At 65.7% G+C, this 18700-nt stretch carries 17 protein-coding genes; 7 read left to right on the plus strand and 10 right to left on the minus strand.

Going from position 1 to position 18700, the window contains the following annotated elements:
- Positions 1-3: 3 nt before the first annotated feature.
- The 3 genes from ptsN to ABD654_RS02795 all read left to right on the plus strand — a co-directional run bounded on the left by ptsN (position 4) and on the right by ABD654_RS02795 (position 1754).
- A complete protein-coding gene (ptsN, locus tag ABD654_RS02785; RefSeq protein ID WP_344702058.1) occupies positions 4-474 on the plus strand; it encodes a PTS IIA-like nitrogen regulatory protein PtsN in 471 nt (156 codons plus the stop codon).
- Between the two features lie 71 nt (positions 475-545).
- On the plus strand, positions 546-1475 hold the full coding sequence (gene rapZ / locus ABD654_RS02790; protein ID WP_344702060.1) for an RNase adapter RapZ: 930 nt from the start codon (positions 546-548) through the stop codon (positions 1473-1475).
- A 9-nt stretch (positions 1476-1484) separates the two neighbouring features.
- The gene (locus tag ABD654_RS02795) at positions 1485-1754 is read left to right on the plus strand and encodes an HPr family phosphocarrier protein (protein WP_344702062.1); all 270 of its coding nucleotides are present in this window, start codon (positions 1485-1487) and stop codon (positions 1752-1754) included.
- On the opposite strand, the gene pmbA is transcribed toward ABD654_RS02795, so the two are convergent.
- A complete protein-coding gene (gene pmbA, locus ABD654_RS02800) occupies positions 1751-3103 on the minus strand; it encodes a metalloprotease PmbA (protein WP_344702064.1) in 1353 nt (450 codons plus the stop codon). The genes ABD654_RS02795 and pmbA overlap by 4 nt on opposite strands.
- Before the next feature lie 41 nt (positions 3104-3144).
- On the opposite strand from pmbA, the gene yjgA reads away from it, so the two are divergent.
- The gene (yjgA, locus tag ABD654_RS02805; protein ID WP_344702066.1) at positions 3145-3675 is read left to right on the plus strand and encodes a ribosome biogenesis factor YjgA; all 531 of its coding nucleotides are present in this window, start codon (positions 3145-3147) and stop codon (positions 3673-3675) included.
- Here the strand turns inward: yjgA and tldD are convergent.
- The 7 genes from tldD to ABD654_RS02840 form a co-directional block, all read right to left on the minus strand.
- Positions 3666-5105 (minus strand): metalloprotease TldD, encoded by a 1440-nt coding sequence (gene tldD, locus ABD654_RS02810; protein WP_344702068.1) that lies wholly within the window; start codon positions 5103-5105, stop codon positions 3666-3668. The two genes, yjgA and tldD, sit on opposite strands and share 10 nt — an antisense overlap.
- Positions 5102-8965: a YhdP family phospholipid transporter gene (locus ABD654_RS02815; RefSeq protein WP_344702070.1), complete on the minus strand. Its 3864-nt coding sequence runs from the start codon at positions 8963-8965 to the stop codon at positions 5102-5104. The genes tldD and ABD654_RS02815 overlap by 4 nt, the downstream gene beginning before the upstream one ends.
- 3 nt (positions 8966-8968) lie before the next feature.
- Complete coding sequence (rng, locus tag ABD654_RS02820) at positions 8969-10432, minus strand: ribonuclease G (protein WP_344702072.1); 1464 nt, start codon at positions 10430-10432, stop codon at positions 8969-8971.
- A gap of 47 nt (positions 10433-10479) precedes the next feature.
- On the minus strand, positions 10480-11073 hold the full coding sequence (locus ABD654_RS02825) for a Maf family protein (protein ID WP_344702074.1): 594 nt from the start codon (positions 11071-11073) through the stop codon (positions 10480-10482).
- A complete protein-coding gene (mreD, locus tag ABD654_RS02830; protein WP_344702076.1) occupies positions 11070-11558 on the minus strand; it encodes a rod shape-determining protein MreD in 489 nt (162 codons plus the stop codon). The genes ABD654_RS02825 and mreD overlap by 4 nt, the downstream gene beginning before the upstream one ends.
- Entirely contained in the window at positions 11558-12421 is an 864-nt protein-coding gene (gene mreC, locus ABD654_RS02835) for a rod shape-determining protein MreC (protein ID WP_425552696.1), read from the minus strand. Before mreC ends, mreD begins: the two co-directional genes overlap by 1 nt.
- Positions 12422-12527: 106 nt before the next feature.
- The gene (locus ABD654_RS02840; RefSeq protein WP_344702078.1) at positions 12528-13565 is read right to left on the minus strand and encodes a rod shape-determining protein; all 1038 of its coding nucleotides are present in this window, start codon (positions 13563-13565) and stop codon (positions 12528-12530) included.
- A 234-nt stretch (positions 13566-13799) separates the two neighbouring features.
- Here ABD654_RS02840 and gatC point away from each other — a divergent pair, with 234 nt between their 5' ends.
- Genes gatC through gatB form a run of 3 tightly spaced genes read left to right on the plus strand, consistent with a single transcriptional unit; the run spans position 13800 to position 17095 of the window.
- Positions 13800-14087: an Asp-tRNA(Asn)/Glu-tRNA(Gln) amidotransferase subunit GatC gene (gene gatC / locus ABD654_RS02845; protein WP_344702081.1), complete on the plus strand. Its 288-nt coding sequence runs from the start codon at positions 13800-13802 to the stop codon at positions 14085-14087.
- Positions 14088-14144: 57 nt separating this feature from the next.
- Positions 14145-15626, plus strand: coding sequence for an Asp-tRNA(Asn)/Glu-tRNA(Gln) amidotransferase subunit GatA (gatA, locus tag ABD654_RS02850; protein ID WP_344702083.1), 1482 nt, complete (start codon positions 14145-14147; stop codon positions 15624-15626).
- A complete protein-coding gene (gene gatB / locus ABD654_RS02855; RefSeq protein ID WP_344702085.1) occupies positions 15626-17095 on the plus strand; it encodes an Asp-tRNA(Asn)/Glu-tRNA(Gln) amidotransferase subunit GatB in 1470 nt (489 codons plus the stop codon). The genes gatA and gatB overlap by 1 nt, the downstream gene beginning before the upstream one ends.
- Before the next feature lie 3 nt (positions 17096-17098).
- Here gatB and sixA read toward each other — a convergent pair whose 3' ends face one another.
- Complete coding sequence (gene sixA, locus ABD654_RS02860) at positions 17099-17563, minus strand: phosphohistidine phosphatase SixA (protein WP_344702088.1); 465 nt, start codon at positions 17561-17563, stop codon at positions 17099-17101.
- Positions 17560-18642, minus strand: coding sequence for an NAD(P)H-dependent glycerol-3-phosphate dehydrogenase (locus tag ABD654_RS02865; RefSeq protein WP_344702090.1), 1083 nt, complete (start codon positions 18640-18642; stop codon positions 17560-17562). The genes sixA and ABD654_RS02865 overlap by 4 nt, the downstream gene beginning before the upstream one ends.
- Between the last annotated feature and the right edge of the window lie 58 nt (positions 18643-18700).

Genomic DNA, 18700 nt, shown 5'->3' on the forward strand with positions numbered 1-18700 from the left:
ATAATGACGTTGGAAGCGATCCTACCCCCGGAGCGCGTGCTCTACGACGTGCCCGGGGGCAGCAAAAAAAGGGTGCTGGAATTTTTCAGCACCTTTATTGCGCAAAACATCCCCAGCCTGGACAGCCAGGAAGTCTTCAGCCGCCTGATCAACCGGGAAAAACTCGGTAGCACAGGCATCGGCAACGGCGTGGCCATTCCCCATGCCAGAAGTCCGCACTGCCAGTCGCCCATTGCCGGCTTTCTCAAGCTTTCCGAAGCTGTTGACTTCGATGCCATCGACGGCGACCCGGTCGACCTGGTGTTTGTGCTGCTGGTTCCCGAACAGGCCGACGATACGCACCTGGCGCTGCTCGGCGAGGTAGCCATGATCATGAACGACGGCCACACGCGAATGCAGCTGCGCCGCGCGCAAAGCCAGCGCGAACTGCTTTCGCTGATCACCGACAAGATTCGCCAGTCGCCCGGCGCATAGCCGCCCGCTTTCCCCACTGCCGAGCGTTTTGCCTCGCCTCGCCCAAGCGCTCGCCATCCACGAGAGACGCCATGCAACTGGTCATCATCAGCGGTCGTTCCGGCTCGGGCAAATCCATTGCCCTGCAGGCCCTGGAAGACCTGGGCTATTACGCCATTGACAACCTGCCGGCGATGCTGCTGGGTGCACTGGTCGACGAGCTGCACGTCCATGCCGGGCGCACCCATCTGGCCGTCAGCATTGACGCGCGCAACCTGCCCGGGGCCCTGGCGCAGCTGCCGAACCTGCTCGACGACCTGCGCGAACGAGGCATCGGCTTTCACGTGGTCTATCTCACCGCTGACGCCCGCATCCTGCTGGAGCGCTACTCCGCCACGCGCCGCCGCCATCCGCTCACTCGCAGCGCCGACATGACCCTGGAAGAAGCCATCGCCAAGGAAGAAGACACCCTCGGCGACGTGCGCGACCTGGCCGATCTGACCATTGATACCTCAAGGCTTTCGGTACACGATCTGCGCCGGCGAATCACCGACCAGGTGGCTCACCGCCGCCCCGGGCAGCTGACCCTGACCGTGGAATCCTTCGGCTACAAGCGCGGCGTGCCGCTGGACGCCGATTTGGTATTCGACGCGCGCTGCCTGCCCAACCCCTACTGGGACCCGGCCCTGCGCGGCCTGAACGGGCGCGACCCGGAAATCGAGGCGTTTTTGCGTGGCTATCCGATCGTGGACGCCATGGGCGAAGACATTTACGGCTGGCTTGCGCGCTGGCTGCCGGCATACCAGAACAGCCAGCGCAGCTACATCACCGTGGCCGTTGGCTGCACCGGCGGCCAGCACCGCTCGGTCTATCTGGTCGAGCAGCTGGGCCGGCGGCTGTTCGACGCCCGCCACGATATCCACGTGCGCCACCGCGAGCTATCGGTACAGTATACCCAGGTACAGTATACCCATTCGGCCTCGGCGGCCGACGACACCTCGCCGACCGAGACAACAACATAAGGACACCGCGTGCCCAGCAAGACCCTGACGCTGACCAACCGGCGCGGCCTTCACGCCCGCGCCGCAACCCGGCTTGTCACCTGCTGCCAGCGATTCACCGCCCAGGTTACGGTGCACAAGGGAGAACAGCAGGCCGACGCCGGCAACATCATGGCGCTGCTGATGCTGGCTGCCCCCTGCGGCACCGAACTGACCGTGCACGCCGAGGGCGAAGAGGCCGCCCAGGCCCTCGACGCCGTCGAAGCGCTGTTTGCCGCTCGCTTCGACGAAGACCGCTAAACGCTTGGCTGGTTGCCCGCCACGGTCATGGCGTCAATCAGCCAGCTTCCGGTGTGGATGCTGCCGCGGGTATCCAGGTCATTTCCCAGCCCCGTCAGATTGGCAAACATCTGCTCAAGGTTGCCGGCAACGGTAAACTCTTCGATGGGATACTGCACCCGGCCGTTTTCCACCCAAAAACCGCTGGCCCCGCGGGAATAGTCCCCGGTCACGCCGTTGACGCCCTGGCCCATCAGTTCGGTTACCCATACGCCGCGATCCATGCGCGCAAGCAGCGCCTCGACCGGCTCCAGAGGGGCCTCTATGCGCAGATTGCGTGCCCCGCCGGCGTTGCCGGTAGTGGCCATGCCCAGCCGCCGAGCGCTATAGGCCGAAAGCATATAGCTTGCCACCTTGCCCTGCTCGATAAAGCGGTTGCTGCGCGTTTGCACGCCGTCACCGTCAAAGGGCGAGCTGGCCGTGGCACCGCGCTCCATGGGGCGCTCTTCCAGGTTGAACCACGCCGGAAACAGCGGCTTGCCCAGGCTATCGCACAGAAACGACGCCTGGCGATACAGCGCCCCGCCGGCAAGAGCCCCCATCAGGTGCCCTACCAGCCCGCCGGCAAGCGACGGATCGAACAGTACCGGAAAAGTGCCGGTCGGCGGGCGGCGAGCCCCCAGCCGGCGCCGCGTTTTTCGGGCCGCCTCGCGGCCGACATCGGCCGGCGCACGCAGCGCTGCAGGATCCCGGGCCGTGGTGTAGTCCATGTCGCGCTGCATGCCGTTTTCGTCTTCGGCGATAAGGGTGCACGAAAGCCCGTGGCGGCTGCCTTTCTGAGTGCCGATAAAACCGTGACTGTTGGCATACACGCGCACGCCTTCACCGGTAGACAGCGTCGCCCCCTCAGACTGGGTGATGCCTTCAACGGCGCGGCCGGCGCGCTCGCACTCAAGCGCCAGCTCAATGGCCTGCTCGGTCGAAAGCGCCCAGGGATGGTGCACGTCGAGATCGGGGACATCCCGAGCCATGAGCGCCGCATCGGCAAGCCCGGACGCCGGATCTTCGCCGGTATAGCGAGCAATGGCCAACGCCTGTTCAACCGTTGCACGAATGGAGTCTTCGCCGGCATCGGTGGAGGAGGCGCTGCCCTTGCGCTGCCCTACGTAAACCGTCACGGCAATCCCCTGATCCCGGGACAGCTCCACGGTTTCCACTTCGCCCAGCCGTACGCTAACCTCGATCCCCTGGTCGACGCTGGCCCCTACTTCCGCCGCGTCGGCTCCCCGCTGCTTGGCCAGCGCCAGCGCCAGCTCCGCACGGGACGCCAGCACGCTCTGCTGCGCCCGGGCATCAAATGCCTGTGCCATAATGGCCTCCTGTTTATCTATCACCGTTAACGAGTGAGTTCATGTCCAAAAAACATGCCGACCCGGCCGTTGAGGCCCCTGACGAACGCCCCAGCAAATCCCAGCTCAAACGCGAAATGCACGAGCTCCAGCAGCTCGGCGAAACGCTGATCGCCATGAAGCCCGGCGAACGGGCGCGCTTTGCGCTGTCTGACGACATGGAGCGGGCCATTGCCGAAACCGCGCGCATTACCTCTCGCGAGGCGCGCCGGCGCCACATGCAATACGTCGGCAAGCTCATGCGCAAGGAAGACTTGCCCGCCATTCGCGGCGAGTTTGACGCCATCGAGCGGGAAAAAAGCCAGCGTGACCACGCCTTTCATCGCCTGGAAAAATGGCGCAACCGCCTGCTTGATGAAGGCGACAGCGCCGTGGAGGGCTTTGTGCAGGAATACCCCCACGCCGACCGCCAGGTGCTGCGCCAGCTGATACGCAACGCCCGGCGCGAGGCCGAGCAGCAAAAGCCGCCGACAAGCGCGCGCAAGCTGTTCAAGCATCTGCGCGAAAGCGCCGAGCTCAAGGCTCAGGACTGAGTCCCGCCCACGGTCAGCTCATCGAGCTTCAGAGTGGGCTGGCCTACCCCCACCGGGACACCTTGCCCTTCCTTGCCGCATACGCCGATGCCGCTGTCCAGCTCCATGTCGTGGCCGATCATGGACACCTGCCCCATGGCCTCGGGGCCGTTGCCGATCAGCGTGGCCCCTTTCACCGGCGCGGTGATCCTGCCGTCTTCGATGAGGTAGGCCTCGCTTGCGGAAAACACGAACTTGCCCGAGGTAATATCCACCTGGCCGCCGCCGAAACTCACCGCGTAGAGGCCGCGCTTGACGCTTTTCACAATGTCGCCGGGCTCGTCCTGGCCGGCCATCATCAGGGTATTGGTCATGCGCGGCATGGGCATGTGGGCGTAGGATTCACGCCGGGCGTTGCCGGTAGGCGCCATGCCCATCAGCCGGGCGTTGAGCTTGTCCTGCATATAACCGGTAAGAAGGCCGTCTTCGATCAGCGGCGTGCGCTGGCCCGGCGTGCCCTCGTCATCCACGCTGAGCGAGCCGCGGCCGTCCTTGATCGTGGCGTCGTCCACCACGGTGACGCCTTTGGCCGCCACGCGCTGGCCCATCTTGCCGGCGAATGCCGAGCTGCCACGGCGGTTGAAATCGCCCTCCAGGCCGTGGCCCACGGCTTCGTGGAGCAGAATGCCCGGCCAGCCCGCGCCCAGCACCACCGGCATTTGCCCGGCCGGCGCGTCCACCGCCTCCAGGTTGACCAGCGCCTGGCGCACGGCCTCTTTGGCGTAGCGCTCGGCAACGCCGGCATCGCGCAGCTCGGCCATGGAGTAGCGTCCGCCGCCGCCGGCGCTGCCGCGCTCACGCCGGCCGCTGTGCGCGGCAATCACGCTGACGTTAAACCGCACCAGCGGGCGAATATCCGCTGCCAGGGTGCCGTCGCTTGCGCGCACCAGCACCACTTCGTAGGTGCCCGAAAGCGACGCACTGACCTGGCTGACGCGCGGGTCCGCGGCGCGGGCTACGCGATCGGCCAGCGTGAGCATGGCCACCTTGTCATCCGCGCTCAGCCCGGCCAGCGGGTCAAGGCCCGGATAGCGCAGCGCCGCGCTGACGGGCCTGACGGCCTGCCCGGCCAGGCGCGCGCCGCTGCGTACAATGCTCGAAGCCGTCTTTCCGGTATCCACCAGAGCATCGGCGGTAATCTGGTTGGAATAGGCAAAGCCGGTTTTTTCTCCGGCCAGCGCGCGCACGCCCACGCCGCCGTCAATGTTATAGCTGGCCTCTTTGACCTGGCCGTCTTCCAGCACCCAGCCTTCCTGCCAGATGCGCTGAAAATACAAATCGGCGTAGTCGATACCCGGCCCCATGGCGTGGGCAAGTCCGGTATCCAGGCGGTCCAGATCCAGCCCGCCGGGGGTAAGTAACATCGAAGCTGCCTGATCAAGCTGCGTCATTGGGAACCTTCCAGTGTAATGTCCGGCGAAGCCCAGGGGCCGTCAAGCCGGTAATGAATCGTTGTGGCGCGCTCGATGGCATCGCCGAACAGCGTATGTGCGACAAAAAGCGCACCGCCCACCACCGGCGCACCGGCCGCCAGCGCGGCCAGGGGCAAGTTCTGGCTGATGGGCAGTGTGATCCCCAGCCGCTGGTCGAGTTCACGTCTTAGCAGATCCACGCTGCCGGTCAGCCGCATGGTGGTCGCCGGCGTCTTGATGCGCAAGGGGCCGCGCAGGCGCAGTATCCCGCCGGCCACGTCGGCTTTGCCATCAACGCGATCAAAGGCGGTACCGCGGCCGGTCACGTCGGTAAAATCCAGCCGCAGCCGGCGCAGGATGTTATCAAAGTTCAAAAGCCCCACCAGCCTTGCCGAAGGCGAATCCAGCGTAACGAAGCGGCCGCTGCGCATATCAGTGGAAATCTCCCCCCCGGCCCGGCTCAGGGCAAACTGCCAGGGCGCGCCGGGCCACTCAAGGGTCGCGGCCACCCGGGCACTGTCGCTGCGCATGGCCACCGGCTGCTCCAGCTGCGCCAGGGCCGTGCCCACGTCGCCGCCGTCAAGCGTCAGGTCTGCCCGGGTCTGGCTGGTATGATCGCTGCCCTGCCAGGTGAGTTCACCGCGCGCCGATATTTCTCCCAGCGTCAGCCCCACCGGCGCCAGGGTGAAGTGATGCCGGCCGGCCTGCCAGTAGGCCGTCAGCGGCCCGAAACGCTTGTTGCCGACGACGATATCCGCCACCCGCAGCCGCCCGTCGGGCAGATCGGTCAGCCACTCCGGCATCGCCGCCGGTGCCGGCACTCGCGTCTTGACCGCGTCCATCCAGCCGCCGGGGGCCGGCGCGGCGGCCTCGGATGGCGGGCTATCCGGCGCGGAAAGCCCCAGCAGCCGGTCAACCAGCAGCCGCTCCACGGTGATATCCACCGGTGCGGCATCGCGCGGGCGGTAGCGCAATCGCCCGACCAGCACATCGCCGGCAAGCGCCAGCGCCACGCCGCCGCCGTCCAGGCGCTGCCCTGTGGCGCTCACACCGCCCAGGCACTCGCCGTTGTACTGCACGCACGGCGTCGCCAGAGACAGCGTTACTGGCTTTCCGCTTAGCGCACGGTTGGCGCTTTCTGACCGGGTTCCGGCGGCAAGCCGCTTGGCGACGCTGTGCCATGCAAGCACTACGACCTTTTCCGCGGCCGCGTTGACGCGCCAGCCGCTGCGGCTTGGCCAGTCGGGCAGGCGCGCCGCTCGGGTGCCAAGGTTAACGTTGCCGGCAAGCCCGTCGTCGAGCGGCCGGGCGCGCAGCGTTGCCATACGGCCCAGCCGGCTTTCCAGGCGCCCGGCGTCGAGCGAGGCGTCCAGCGTCCACGGCAAAGACGCGTCGGCGGCCTTGGCAAACGGGGCGGGAAGGTGGATGCCCATACCGTCAAGACCGCTTTCCAGATGCAGCGACGGCGCCTCGTCAAGCGTAAGCGCGCCCTGCCAGCGCGCCGTGCCGGTCGCCAGTTTCGCTGCGGCCTGCGGCGTCATGCCCAGCGCCTCCAGCAGCCCGCCGGCGCTGGCCTGGCCGCTCAGGGCGACGTTGCCCGGCGTAAACGCAGCGCGGATATCGCCGCCCAGAAAGTCCGCCCGGGCCTCGCCCAGCAGATCGCCTTCGCGGCCGCGCTGCTGCCAGGTGACATCGCCTGTCAGCTCATCCAGGCCGATCCCCAAAGGCGCATAGGCCAGCCGCTCAAAGCGCGGCTTGACGTGCACGTCCAGGGCCAGCGACCGGGCATCGTCCAGATCAAGCTCCATGGCCAGCGCGCCGCGCGCGTCGCCCCGGGCGTGAATGTTCTCCAGCTGGCTGGCCGCTTCAAGCGGGGCGGCAAGAAAAAATGCGCTGAGCGCCTGCGCATCGGCGGTGAGATCCCCCTGAATGGCCAGCTCTTTGCTTGCCGTTTCAAACGCCACCTCGCCGTTGGTAGCGCGTATGCCGTGGCTCTGCGCCTGCGCCACCTGCGCTTCAAGGCGTCCCTGAGCGAGCTTCAGCGTACCTGCCACGTTCTCCAGCGCCGGCCATTCCGGGGCGGTGGGCAGCGCGGCCTGGCGAACGTCAAGCGCCAGGGTGGTATCTACGTCGTCGGCGACCGCGTCTTGGTCCAATGGCGCGGTAATCTGCAGCGTACCCCGGTCGACGTAGCCGCTGACGCCCTCGGCCAGCCACTGCGTAAGATCATCCTCCAGCACCCGGACCGGCAGCCAGTCGATCAGCGGCGTGTTGACGGCGTCCACATCTTCAAAGGCAAGATCCAGCCCCAGCTGCTGGCGCTCACCGCCGCTTGCCAAGCCGAACTCGCCCTGTACCCGGGCGCCGCGCCAAGTCACGTCCAGCCCGCGGCCGCTGATCTGCGTGCTGGGGCCGTCATGCACCCACTGCACCCGGCCTTCGGCGCGGTCAAGCGCCATGGGCCGGGCAAATACCTGGGGGAAGTACAGCGATGTCCCCTCATCGCCGGCAAACGTCACGCGCCCGCGCCTGTCCCGCGCTTCTACCCAGGCGTCCAGCGGCCCGCCGCCGGGGGCCTCGCCCCAGGGCGACACCACCACATCATGGAGCGCGGCACTCACCTGCCACTCGCCGTCCTGCTGGCCTACCTGCAGCCCGCTCACGGTGCCTTCGGGGGCGAGGGCGGCCAGCGGGCGCTTGAGCGATTCGGGCAGCACCACGTAATCGCCCCAGGCGGCCAGCGAATCCAGCTCAAAAGTGCTGGTGCGCAGCTGCCAGTCGCGCTGGTGGTGGGTCAGCTGCCAGTGCCGGGGCAGCGTCGGTGCCCGTTCGCCTGACGTCGCCACGCGTTCTGCCTTGGCCACATCGCCGCTGAGCCAGGCATTACCGCCGTCGCCGTCGCGGCGCCACTGGCCCCGGGCCTCAAGCCCTTTGAGCACGACCTGCTTGTCCGCCTGGGTGAGCTTGAGCTCGGGCAGGCCGAACTGCAGGCGGATATCTTCCAGCCGGCCGGCCTGCCAGCGCCCCCAGAGCCGAGAGTGGCCGCCGGAAAGCGCCAGCTTTGGCACATAGTCAGGGCGCACGACCTCGACCAGCGCCGAGAGCTGCTCCAGCTGCATGTCCAGCTGCAGGGCCGCGGAATAGTCCTTCAGCCCGTCGCGGCCCGGGCGCACGTCGGCCTTGAGGGTGGCAGCCGGCAAGTCCGGCGGCGTCTGCGGCATCAGCGAAGAGGCCACCGTGACGTCTCCGGCCAGGCGAATGCGCTTGTCGCTGCCGTCCAGCTGCAGCGCTGGCGCATGCACGGTGGCATTGCCGTCGTCGCCGTGCATCAATAGGCGGGTATCGGTGATTTGCAGGCGCTGATGCAGGATCAGCCGCGTCCAGGCATCGACGGCGTCAAGGTCTACGCGGGTATCCGGCGCCCAGTACAGCGGCAGCGTTGCCCGGGCCGGCCATCCCCAGCCCGCCCCTTCGCCGCGGTACAGGTGCAGGGAAAAGCCGTCAACGTGGGTCTGGCGAAATACCGGCGTCAGCGCCTGCAGCGAACGCCGCAGATCCAGCCGCAGGCGCAGCGTATCCAGGGAAAACAGCGCCGCATCGGGCAGCGCGGCGTCCACGTCGCGCAGCTCCAGGCGCAGGCCGTCGCGTTCGATGTCCAGCGACAGCGAGGCAATGCTCACCGGTGCGCCAAGGCTTTCCTGCAGCACAGCCTCCAGGCGCGGCGTCAGCGCATCCACCTGGCCGGCCAGCAGGCGCAGCGCCAACAGCAGCACGGCCAGCGTGCCCAGACACCAGGCCAGCGCCAGCAGGCCCGCTTTTCGCAGCGCAAGCAGGGACATGGGCTACATCAGTACGATGTCGTACTGCTCTTGTGAATAGTGCTGTTCGACTTGAAAGCGAATGGTTTTACAGATGAAGGCTTCCAGATCGGCCACCGAGGTGGACTCTTCGTCCAGCAGCCGGTCCACCACCGGCTGGGCGGCCAGCACCATGTAGGTTTCGGCGTTGTACGCCCGCTCTTCGCGCAGAATTTCGCGAAAAATCTCATAGCACACCGTTTCCGGCGTTTTCAGCATGCCCCGGCCCTGGCAGGTGGGGCAGGCCTCGCACAGCGTCTGGGCCAGGCTTTCCCGGGTGCGTTTGCGCGTCAGCTGCACAAGACCCAGCTCGGTGACGCCGGTACTTTTGGTCTTGGCATGGTCGCGCTCCAGGTTTTTTTCCAGCAGGCGCAGCACCTGGCGCTGATGCTCGACATCTTCCATATCGATAAAGTCGATAATGATAATGCCGCCCAGGTTGCGCAGCCTGAGCTGGCGGGCAATCGAGTTGGCCGCTTCCAGATTGGTCTTGAAAATGGTTTCTTCGAGGTTGCGATGGCCGACAAAACCGCCGGTATTGACATCCACAGTGGTCATCGCCTCGGTAGGGTCGATGATCAGATAGCCGCCGGATTTCAGCTGCACCCGGCGGCTGAGCGCTTTTTGGACCTCGTCTTCGACGCTGTACAGATCAAACAGCGGGCGCTCGCCGGGATAGTACTCGATGCGCTCGGCCACGGCGGGCATGAACTCCCGGGCAAACTCCTTGAGGCGGGCAAAGTTTTCCCGGGAATCAATGCGCACCTTTTCGATATCGTCACGCATGACATCGCGCAGGGTGCGGATAAAAAGCGGCAGATCGTCATAGATCACCGAGGGCGGCGCGGCGGTGATCTTGCGCTCGCCCACTCGCTGCCACAGACGCAGCAGAAAGTGGATATCGCTTGCCAGCTCCTCTTCGCCGACGCCTTCGGCGGCCGTGCGCACGATAAAGCCGCCGGTGGCCTCCAGCGGCTGGCCGGCCACGGTAGTTTCCAGCAGCCCGCGCAGCCGCTCACGCTCGCGCTCGTCTTCAATGCGCTGGGAGACGCCGCCGTGCGGCGAGTCCGGCATATAGACCAGATAGCGTGAAGGAATCGACAGATGGGTGGTCAGCCGTGCGCCCTTGGTACCGATGGGGTCTTTGGTGACCTGCACCACCAGCGCCTGGCCTTCGTGGAGCAGCTGGCCGATGGTCAGCTGCTCGTCGGCCGGCGTGCCGGCCGGCATGACCTCGTGGGCGTGGATGAAAGCCGCCCGCTCCAGGCCAATATCGATAAACGCCGCCTGCATGCCCGGCAGCACGCGCACCACCCGGCCTTTATAAATGTTGCCGACAATGCCCCGGCGGCAGGAGCGCTCGATCAGCGCCTCCTGGAGCACGCCGTTTTCCACCAGCGCCACGCGGGTTTCCATCGGCGTTAAATTAATGAGAACTTCAGCACTCATGCAGCTTTCCTTAATGTCGTTACCGCAAGTCTGGGGCAAAGCCGGGATTACGCCAGGGCCCCGTGCCAAAGCGCCACGCCCTGGCGGCGCAAAAGCGTCGCCGTTTCGTATAGCGGCAGCCCCACTACCGCGGAATAGCTGCCGTGAATGCCGCTGACAAATATCGCCGCATATCCCTGGATGGCATAGCCGCCGGCCTTGTCGGCGGGCTCGCCGGTGCGCCAATAGGCGGCTATCTCCGCCGGGCTGATGTCGCGCAGTGCCACCCGGGTGCTCACGCACGCGCTGTGCCTGCCGGCCGGGCCGTTCACGGCAACCGCCGTCAGCACCTGATGCTCGCGGCCGGCCAGAGCACTGAGCATGTCGGCGGCGTGGCGCTCATCCCGGGGCTTGCCCAGAATGGCGCCGTCCAGCACCACGGCCGTGTCTGATCCCAGCGTGGGCAGCGCGCTCCGGCCGCTGGCGGCTTCGGCCTTGGCCATCGCCAGGCGGCGCACGTAGGCGTCCGGCGCCTCTCCGGGCCGGGCTGTCTCGTCAATATCACAGGGTATCACCGTGACCGGCACGCCCAGCGATGCCAGCAGCTCACGCCGGCGCGGCGATGCCGAGGCCAAGCACAGCACAGCGTCAGCGGCGCTCATGGCGTTCTCCTGCGGCCGGTAACAGCGTCCAGCAGCGTGGCAAGCCAGGGCCACAGCAAAGCGCTGGACAGCGCCGGCAGCAAGAAAGCCAGATGAATGGCAAAGTCGCCCCAAAGGGTTCTGATCCACTGGTCCACCAGCTGCACAATGCCCAGCAGCACCAAAATCAGCACGGCCTGCTGCAAAAGCGAATACGCGCGAAAACGCGCGTAGACCAGCGCACATAGAAAGCCCAGCAGCGACAACACCAGCGCACTTTGGCCCAGCACGCTGCCCTGCATCAAATCCAGTAAAATACCCAGCACAAACCCGTGCAGCACGCCCACGCGCCCCGGGGCGTACATGCAGCCGTAGATCAGCATCAGGCCCACCCAGTCCGGCCGGTACAGCTGCCAGCCTTCCGCCAGCGGCATGACCTGCAGGCATAGCGCCAGCAGCAGAAAAAGCCAGATCACAGGGAGCGATACGTCAAAGGCGCGCGCCATCAAGGTCTCCTCAAAGCGTCCGCCGACTCCAGCGCGGCGGCCACCCGGTAGGCGCTGCCCAGCGCCGTCTCGCTGATGGCCAGGCCATCGCCCCCAAGGCTTGGCAGCCGGCTTTTCGGCGGCGGCGGAAACAGCATCAGAAAATGGCGGGAGCGCTCCAGGCGCGCCAGCGGGCGCGCCGTCACCCGGGCAAAAGGCTGGCCCGGGTCATGAAACACCTCGGTTACCCGCGCTACCGGGTAGCCTTTGGGAAAACGCTCGGCCAAACCCGACGTGGTCAGCAGGTCCCCTTCGCGGATATCGGCGGTATCGGGCACGTGCAGCACCTTGACCGTACCGTAGCGGCCGGTGCCCTGAACGATAAAACGCAGCCCGTTGCGATTGACCCGTATCGGCAGCGCATGGCTGGCATCGGCAAGCAGGATGACCCGGCTGGAATACGCCGATACCGAGGTCACCTGGCCGACCACGCCGGTGGCATCAATCACCGGCTGGCCCACATAGGCCCCGTTGCGCCGCCCGCGATCGACCACCATGCGCTGGCTGAACGGGTCACTGTCCAGCGATATAAGCTCAGCGGTCATATAGGCGATGTCGCGCTTTTGCGCGGCGTCCAGCAAACGGCGCAGCTCGGCGTTTTCCGCCTGGAGGCTCGCCATGCGCTGGGCGCGACGCGACAAAGTCAGCATGTTTTCTCGCAGCCGGCGATTTTCCTCCATCAGCGCCTGCTGTTCAGAAAACGCCACGGTGCCCCAGCTGAGCAGATCGCTTGGCACGCTTACAACCCACTGCACCGGTGCCACCACGGTAGAAAGCTGGGCGCGCAGGGTTTCCATACGGGTAAAGTGCTGATCGGCGAACATCAGCGCGCTTGCCGCCAGCACGCAAAAAAACAGCCGGTAGCCCGGTATGTACCCGTCGGAAAACAGCGGTTTGATAAAACAGCCCTCCGCGCAGACGCCGACGCGACTAGTCGCTCGACAACAGCTCGAAGGTGTGCTGGTCGATCATTTCCAGCGCCTTGCCGCCGCCGCGTGCCACACAGGATAGCGGGTCTTCGGCAATAATCACCGGCAGGCCGGTCTCTTCGGCAATCAGTTTATCCAGATCGCGCAGCATGGCGCCGCCGCCGGTGAGCACCAGGCCGTGCTCGGCGATATCCGAGGCCAGCTCCGGCGGGGACTGCTCCAGCGCACTTTTGATCGCCGAGACAATCGCCACCAGGGTGTCCTGTAGCGCTTCGAGGATTTCGTGGGAGTTCAGCGTAAAGCTGCGCGGCACGCCTTCGGCCAGGTTGCGCCCGCGCACGTCGATTTCGCGCTGCTCGCTGCCGGGATAGGCGCAGCCGATTTCTTCTTTGATACGCTCAGCGGTCGCTTCACCGATGAGGCTGCCGTAGTAGCGGCGCACATGCCCGGTAATCGCCTCGTCGAAGCGGTCGCCGCCCACGCGAATGGACTCTGAATACACCACGCCGTTAAGCGAGATGATGGCAATTTCGGTCGTGCCGCCGCCGACGTCGACCACCATCGAGCCCTGGGCCTCTTCAATGGGCAGCCCGGCACCGATAGCCGCCGCCATGGGCTCCTCGATCAGAAACACTTCCCGGGCGCCGGCGCCTTCGGCGGATTCGCGAATGGCGCGACGCTCCACCTGGGTCGACATGCACGGCACGCATACCAGCACCCGCGGGCTCGGCGTCAAAAACGTGCTCTGGTGCACCTTGCGAATAAAGTGCTGGAGCATCTGCTCGGTGACGGTAAAATCGGCAATGACGCCGTCCTTCATCGGACGGATTGCGGTAATATTGCCCGGCGTACGCCCCAGCATGCGCTTGGCATCGGCGCCGACGGAGGCCACGCTGCGCATCGTGCCGGCCTGGCGAATGGCGACGACGGATGGCTCATCGAGAACGATGCCGCGCCCGCGTACATAAATCAGTGTGTTGGCCGTACCCAGGTCGATCGACAGATCGCTGGAAAACAGCCCCCTCAAACGTTTGAACATGAATGTTATTACCTAGTGCTGACCGGGAACCCTGTGCGGGGGCAAACGGTATCACCGCATCCCCGTGGCGGCAACAGCGCAGCGTCCCGCCACTGCCCGCCGGCCCCCAGATATGCTACCTTTTGCGCCACTTCGGTACCCGGGCGAGACGTGCTTGCCGCCCGGGCAATACCGCTTCGCCATCCGGCCGCGCAGCCGCGCGCCGTCATCTCGTTGCATGAGGACACCTTGATCATGGCACTGCAACACACCCATGTACGCCGAGCGGCCCACCTGGCCCGGCTCGATATAAGCGACGCTCAGGCCGAGCGCTTTGTAGACGACCTGAGCCGCATGCTTGACATGGTCGATCAGCTGCAAAGCATCGACACCGAAGGCGTCGCCCCGCTGCTGCATCCGCTTGACGCCACGCAGCGCCTGCGCGCCGACGACGTTACCGAAAGCGACCAGCGCGAGCGCTTCCAGCGCCTGGCACCGGCCACGGAAAACGGCCTTTATCTGGTGCCGCGGGTGGTGGAATAGCCCTGCTGCACCCCGTTTGTCACCCCGTTACCTTTTTCTCAACGGAGTTTGTGGGCCATGTCTGACCACACTGCTGACCCCTTTGCGCCTACCGTCACCTCGCTTGCCGCCGCACTCAAGCGCGGTGACGTCTCAAGCCGCGAGCTTGCCACCGACTGCCTCAAGCGTATCGAGCGGGCCGAGCCTGCGCTGAACAGCTTCATCAGCGTCACCGCCGAGCAGGCGCTGGCCGCCGCCGATGCCGCCGACCGGGCCCGGGCCGACGGTCGCGCCGGCTTTCTTACCGGCGTGCCGCTGGCGTTCAAGGACATCTTTTGTACCCGAGACGTCAAAACCTCCTGCGGCTCGAAGATGCTCGACAACTTTATCGCCCCCTACAGCGCCACCGCAGTACAAAAGCTTGACGCTGCCGGCTGTGTCAGCCTTGGCAAGACCAACATGGACGAGTTCGCCATGGGCTCGTCCAACGAATCCAGCTATTACGGTGCGGTGAAAAACCCCTGGGATCTCACCGCCGTTCCCGGCGGCTCCTCCGGCGGCAGCGCCGCGGCCGTGGCGGCGGGGCTTGTCCCGGCAACGCTTGGCACCGACACCGGCGGCTCGATCCGCCAGCCGGCGGCGTTTTGCGGCATTACCGGGCTCAAACCCACCTACGGGCGCATCTCGCGCTACGGCATCATCGCCTACGCTTCGAGTCTGGATCAGGCCGGGCCCATGGCCCGCACCGCCGAGGACTGCGCCCACCTGCTCGGCGCCATCGCCGGCCACGACCCGCGCGACTCCACCAGCGCGCCCCACGCGGTACCCGACTACGCCGCCGAGCTTGACGCCCCGCTTACCGGGCTGAAAATCGGCCTGCCCCGGGAATACTTCGGTGACGGGCTGGACCCGGCGGCCGCTCATGCGGTGAACGAGGCGGTCAAGGTCTATGAATCGCTGGGGGCAACGGTGCGCGACGTGAGCCTGCCCCACACCCGCTACGCCACCTCGGCCTACTACGTCATCGCCCCGGCGGAGGCGTCGTCGAACCTGGCACGCTTTGACGGCGTGCGCTTCGGCCACCGCTGCGACAGCCCGGAAGACCTGATCGATCTGTACAAGCGCTCTCGGGCCGAAGGCTTCGGCGAAGAGGTCAAGCGGCGCATCCTCATCGGCACGCATACGCTGTCCGAGGGTTTCTTCGACGCCTACTACATTAAAGCGCAGAAAGTCCGCCGACTGATCCGCCAGGATTTTCTCGACGCCTTTGACCAGGTCGACGTGCTCATGGGGCCGACGTCGCCCACCCCGGCGTTTGATCTCGGCGCGCAGAAAGACCCGGTATCCATGTACTTGCAGGATATCTACACCATCGCTGTCAACCTTGCGGGCATTCCCGGCATCAGCGTGCCGGCCGGCTTTTCCGGCGCCCGCCCGGTAGGCCTGCAGATTCTCGGGGCCCACTTTAGTGAAGCCCGGCTGCTCAACGTCGCCCATCGGTTTCAGCAGGCCACCGACTGGCACCGGCAGCGTCCCGCTTTCGCCAAGGAGATCGTCTGATGCAATGGGAAACCGTGATTGGACTTGAGGTCCACGTCCAGCTCGCCACGCGCTCGAAGATTTTCTCCGGCGCCTCCACCGCCTTCGGCGCCGAGCCCAACCGCCAGGCCTCGGCCGTGGATCTGGGGCTGCCCGGCACCCTGCCGGTGCTCAACGAACAGGCCGTGGCCATGGCCGTGCAGTTTGGCCTGGGCATCAACGCCGAGATCGCCGAGACGTCGGTGTTTGACCGCAAGAACTACTTCTATGCCGATCTGCCCAAGGGCTATCAGACCAGCCAGATGTATCACCCCATCGTCGGTTCCGGCGAGGTGGAGATCACCCTGGATAACGACGTCACCCGGCGCATCGGCATTCATCACGCGCATCTGGAAGAAGACGCCGGCAAGTCGCTGCATGAAAGCTTCAGCGACGAGACCGGCCGGGAAATGACCGGCATCGATTTAAACCGCGCCGGCACGCCGCTTTTGGAAATCGTCTCCGAGCCGGACATGCGCTCGGCGAAAGAGGCTTCGGCCTATCTGCGAGCCATCCACGCCATTGTGACCTATCTGGGCATTTCCGACGGCAACATGGCCGAAGGCTCCATGCGCTGCGACGTCAACGTCTCGGTGCGCCCCAAGGGTCAAGCCACCTTCGGCACCCGGGCGGAAATCAAAAACGTCAACTCTTTCCGCTTTGTCGAGCAGGCCATCGCCTTTGAAGCGGAGCGCCAGATCGAGCTGATCGAGGACGGCGGCGAGGTCGTACAGGAAACCCGCCTGTTTGACCCCGACCGCCACGAAACCCGCAGCATGCGCACCAAGGAAGAAGCCAACGACTATCGCTACTTCCCCTGCCCGGACCTTTTGCCCGTGGTGCTCGATCAGGCCTATATCGACCGGCTGCGCGACACCCTGCCGGAGCTTCCCGCCGCCAAGCGCGCGCGTTTTGAAGGCGAACTTGGGCTTTCCGCCTACGATGCCGGGGTCATTGCCTCAAGCCGGGCCATGGCCGACTACTTTGAAGAGGCCATGCACGTCTGCGGCGATGCCAAACAGGCGGCCAACTGGGTGCAGGGCGAGCTTTCCGCCGCGCTCAAGCGCGAACATCTGGACGTGGCCCAAAGCCCGGTAACCGCCCGCCAGCTCGGCGAGCTGATCGCCCGGGTGAAAGACGCCACCGTCAGCGGCAAGGCCGCCAAGCAGGTGTTTCAGGCGCTGTGGGACGGCCAGGGCCAAAGCGCCGATGACATCATTGACGCCAAAGGGCTCAAGCAAGTCACCGACACCGGCGCGATAGACAAAATGATCGACGAGGTGATCGCTTCAAGCCCCAAACAGGTGGCCCAGTACGTCGAGGCCGAGCCTGACAAGCGCGGCAAGATGATCGGCTACTTTGTCGGCCAGGTCATGAAGGCCTCGCGCGGCACGGCCAACCCTCAGCAGGTCAACCAGCGGCTGACCGAAAAGCTCGACGCGCGGCGATAACCCTTACGGCGCGCTGAACGTCACCTGCCGGGCGCAGCCGGCGGCCCAGACGTCGGCATCAAGCTCGGCGATGCCGGCGGTGGGAAACGCCCGGCCCTGATCTTCACGGCCTTCCACCAAAAGCCCGGCCAGCGCGCCGACCAGCGGCATGTGGCTTACCACCAGCAGATTGCCCGGCTGGTTGGCCAGCCAGTCACAAAACGCCCGGGGCGAATCTTCCGGGGTAATCCCGGACAGGGTTTCCACGGCCACGCCAAGGGCCTGCCCCATCACGGCGGCCGTTTGCCGCGCTCTGACGTAGGGGCTGGTGACGATGCGCGTCACCGGCAAGGCCTGTGTCTCACAGCGCCGGGCCAGCCGGTCTGCCATATCCGCTACTTGCCTTTTGCCGTGCGGCGTCAGCTCGCGGGCGCTGTCCGGCGCTGTATCGCCGGCTTCGCCGTGGCGCATGATCCATAGTCGACTCATGGTCTCTCTCCTTTATGTTCGCTGCCGGCCGAACGCTGATGCGCTTTTTTCACTTCTGAGCGCGGCAGCACAAACTCCACATCAGAGCTTTGCTCGCCGGTCATCAGCCCCACGGCCATCTGCTTGGCCGGCACGCCCTGAAACAGCACGCGCTCCAGCCCTTCGGCCAGCGGCATATACACGCCGATTTCCGCGGCCTTGGCACACACCAGGCGCACGGTGTTAACCCCTTCGGCTACCTGGCCCAGAGCATCCACGGCTTCTTCCAGCGTGCGGCCTTCGCCCATGGCGTAGCCCACGCGATAGTTGCGCGACAAACTCGACGAGCACGTCACGATCAAATCACCCACGCCGGAAAGGCCGAGAAACGTCATGGGGTTGGCGCCCTGGGCCACGGCAAAGCGGCTCATTTCCGCCAGCGCCCGGGTCATCAGCATGCTGCGGGTGTTTTCGCCCATGCCCAGTGCCGCCGCCATGCCCGCGGCAATGGCGTAGATGTTTTTCAGCGCCCCGCCAAGCTCCACGCCGTGGCGGTCGCTGCTGGCGTAGACGCGAAAATACCCGCAGCTGAGCACCTGCTGCACCCGGGTGCGCGTCTGGGCGTCGGCGCTGGCTACCACCGTGGCGGTAAGCTGCTTGTCGGCAATCTCCGAGGCCAGGTTGGGCCCGGCAATCACGCCGATGTGGGCAAAGCCGGTTTCCTGCTCCAGCACCTGGCTCATGAGCATGAAGCTGTCAGATTCGATGCCTTTGGTGGTGCTCACCAGAATCTGCTCCGGGCGCAGCCACTGTTTGGCGGTTTGCACCACCTGGCGAAACGCCTTGGAAGGAATCGCGATCAGCACCAGCTCGGCCCCTTCCAGCACCGCCTGCATGTCGGTGGACGCCTGCACCGCCGGGTTGATGGCATAGTCGGGCAAATAGCGCCCGTTGCGGTGTTCGCGATTGATCTGCTCGACCAGTGCAGCGTCGCGCATCCACTGGCGCACCGCGGCGCCGTTGTCCGCCGCGATGCTTGATAGCGCGGTGCCGAAGCTGCCGCCGCCCAGCACCGCGACCTTGATTTGCTGTTCTGCCATAAAGGTGTCCTAGCGCAGTTGTCGTGGCTCAACACTGTAACAAACGCGCCGAGCCGGC

Origin of the sequence: Halomonas cibimaris (genome assembly GCF_039537045.1) — a bacterium.
Classification (GTDB): domain Bacteria; phylum Pseudomonadota; class Gammaproteobacteria; order Pseudomonadales; family Halomonadaceae; genus Vreelandella; species Vreelandella cibimaris.

What these genes read in the sequence shown, in the direction of transcription:
- rng (WP_344702072.1), bottom strand. Translation starts at nt 10,432, where the DNA reads ATGAGTGCTGAAGTTCTCATTAATTTAACGCCGATGGAAACCCGCGTG.
- pmbA (WP_344702064.1), bottom strand. Translation starts at nt 3,103, where the DNA reads ATGGCACAGGCATTTGATGCCCGGGCGCAGCAGAGCGTGCTGGCGTCC.
- rapZ (WP_344702060.1), top strand. Translation starts at nt 546, where the DNA reads ATGCAACTGGTCATCATCAGCGGTCGTTCCGGCTCGGGCAAATCCATT.
- yjgA (WP_344702066.1), top strand. Translation starts at nt 3,145, where the DNA reads ATGTCCAAAAAACATGCCGACCCGGCCGTTGAGGCCCCTGACGAACGC.
- mreC (WP_425552696.1), bottom strand. Translation starts at nt 12,421, where the DNA reads ATGTTCGCCGATCAGCACTTTACCCGTATGGAAACCCTGCGCGCCCAG.
- ptsN (WP_344702058.1), top strand. Translation starts at nt 4, where the DNA reads ATGACGTTGGAAGCGATCCTACCCCCGGAGCGCGTGCTCTACGACGTG.
- gatC (WP_344702081.1), top strand. Translation starts at nt 13,800, where the DNA reads ATGGCACTGCAACACACCCATGTACGCCGAGCGGCCCACCTGGCCCGG.
- gatB (WP_344702085.1), top strand. Translation starts at nt 15,626, where the DNA reads ATGCAATGGGAAACCGTGATTGGACTTGAGGTCCACGTCCAGCTCGCC.
- gatA (WP_344702083.1), top strand. Translation starts at nt 14,145, where the DNA reads ATGTCTGACCACACTGCTGACCCCTTTGCGCCTACCGTCACCTCGCTT.
- ABD654_RS02825 (WP_344702074.1), bottom strand. Translation starts at nt 11,073, where the DNA reads ATGAGCGCCGCTGACGCTGTGCTGTGCTTGGCCTCGGCATCGCCGCGC.
- sixA (WP_344702088.1), bottom strand. Translation starts at nt 17,563, where the DNA reads ATGAGTCGACTATGGATCATGCGCCACGGCGAAGCCGGCGATACAGCG.
- ABD654_RS02865 (WP_344702090.1), bottom strand. Translation starts at nt 18,642, where the DNA reads ATGGCAGAACAGCAAATCAAGGTCGCGGTGCTGGGCGGCGGCAGCTTC.
- ABD654_RS02815 (WP_344702070.1), bottom strand. Translation starts at nt 8,965, where the DNA reads ATGTCCCTGCTTGCGCTGCGAAAAGCGGGCCTGCTGGCGCTGGCCTGG.
- mreD (WP_344702076.1), bottom strand. Translation starts at nt 11,558, where the DNA reads ATGGCGCGCGCCTTTGACGTATCGCTCCCTGTGATCTGGCTTTTTCTG.
- tldD (WP_344702068.1), bottom strand. Translation starts at nt 5,105, where the DNA reads ATGACGCAGCTTGATCAGGCAGCTTCGATGTTACTTACCCCCGGCGGG.
- ABD654_RS02840 (WP_344702078.1), bottom strand. Translation starts at nt 13,565, where the DNA reads ATGTTCAAACGTTTGAGGGGGCTGTTTTCCAGCGATCTGTCGATCGAC.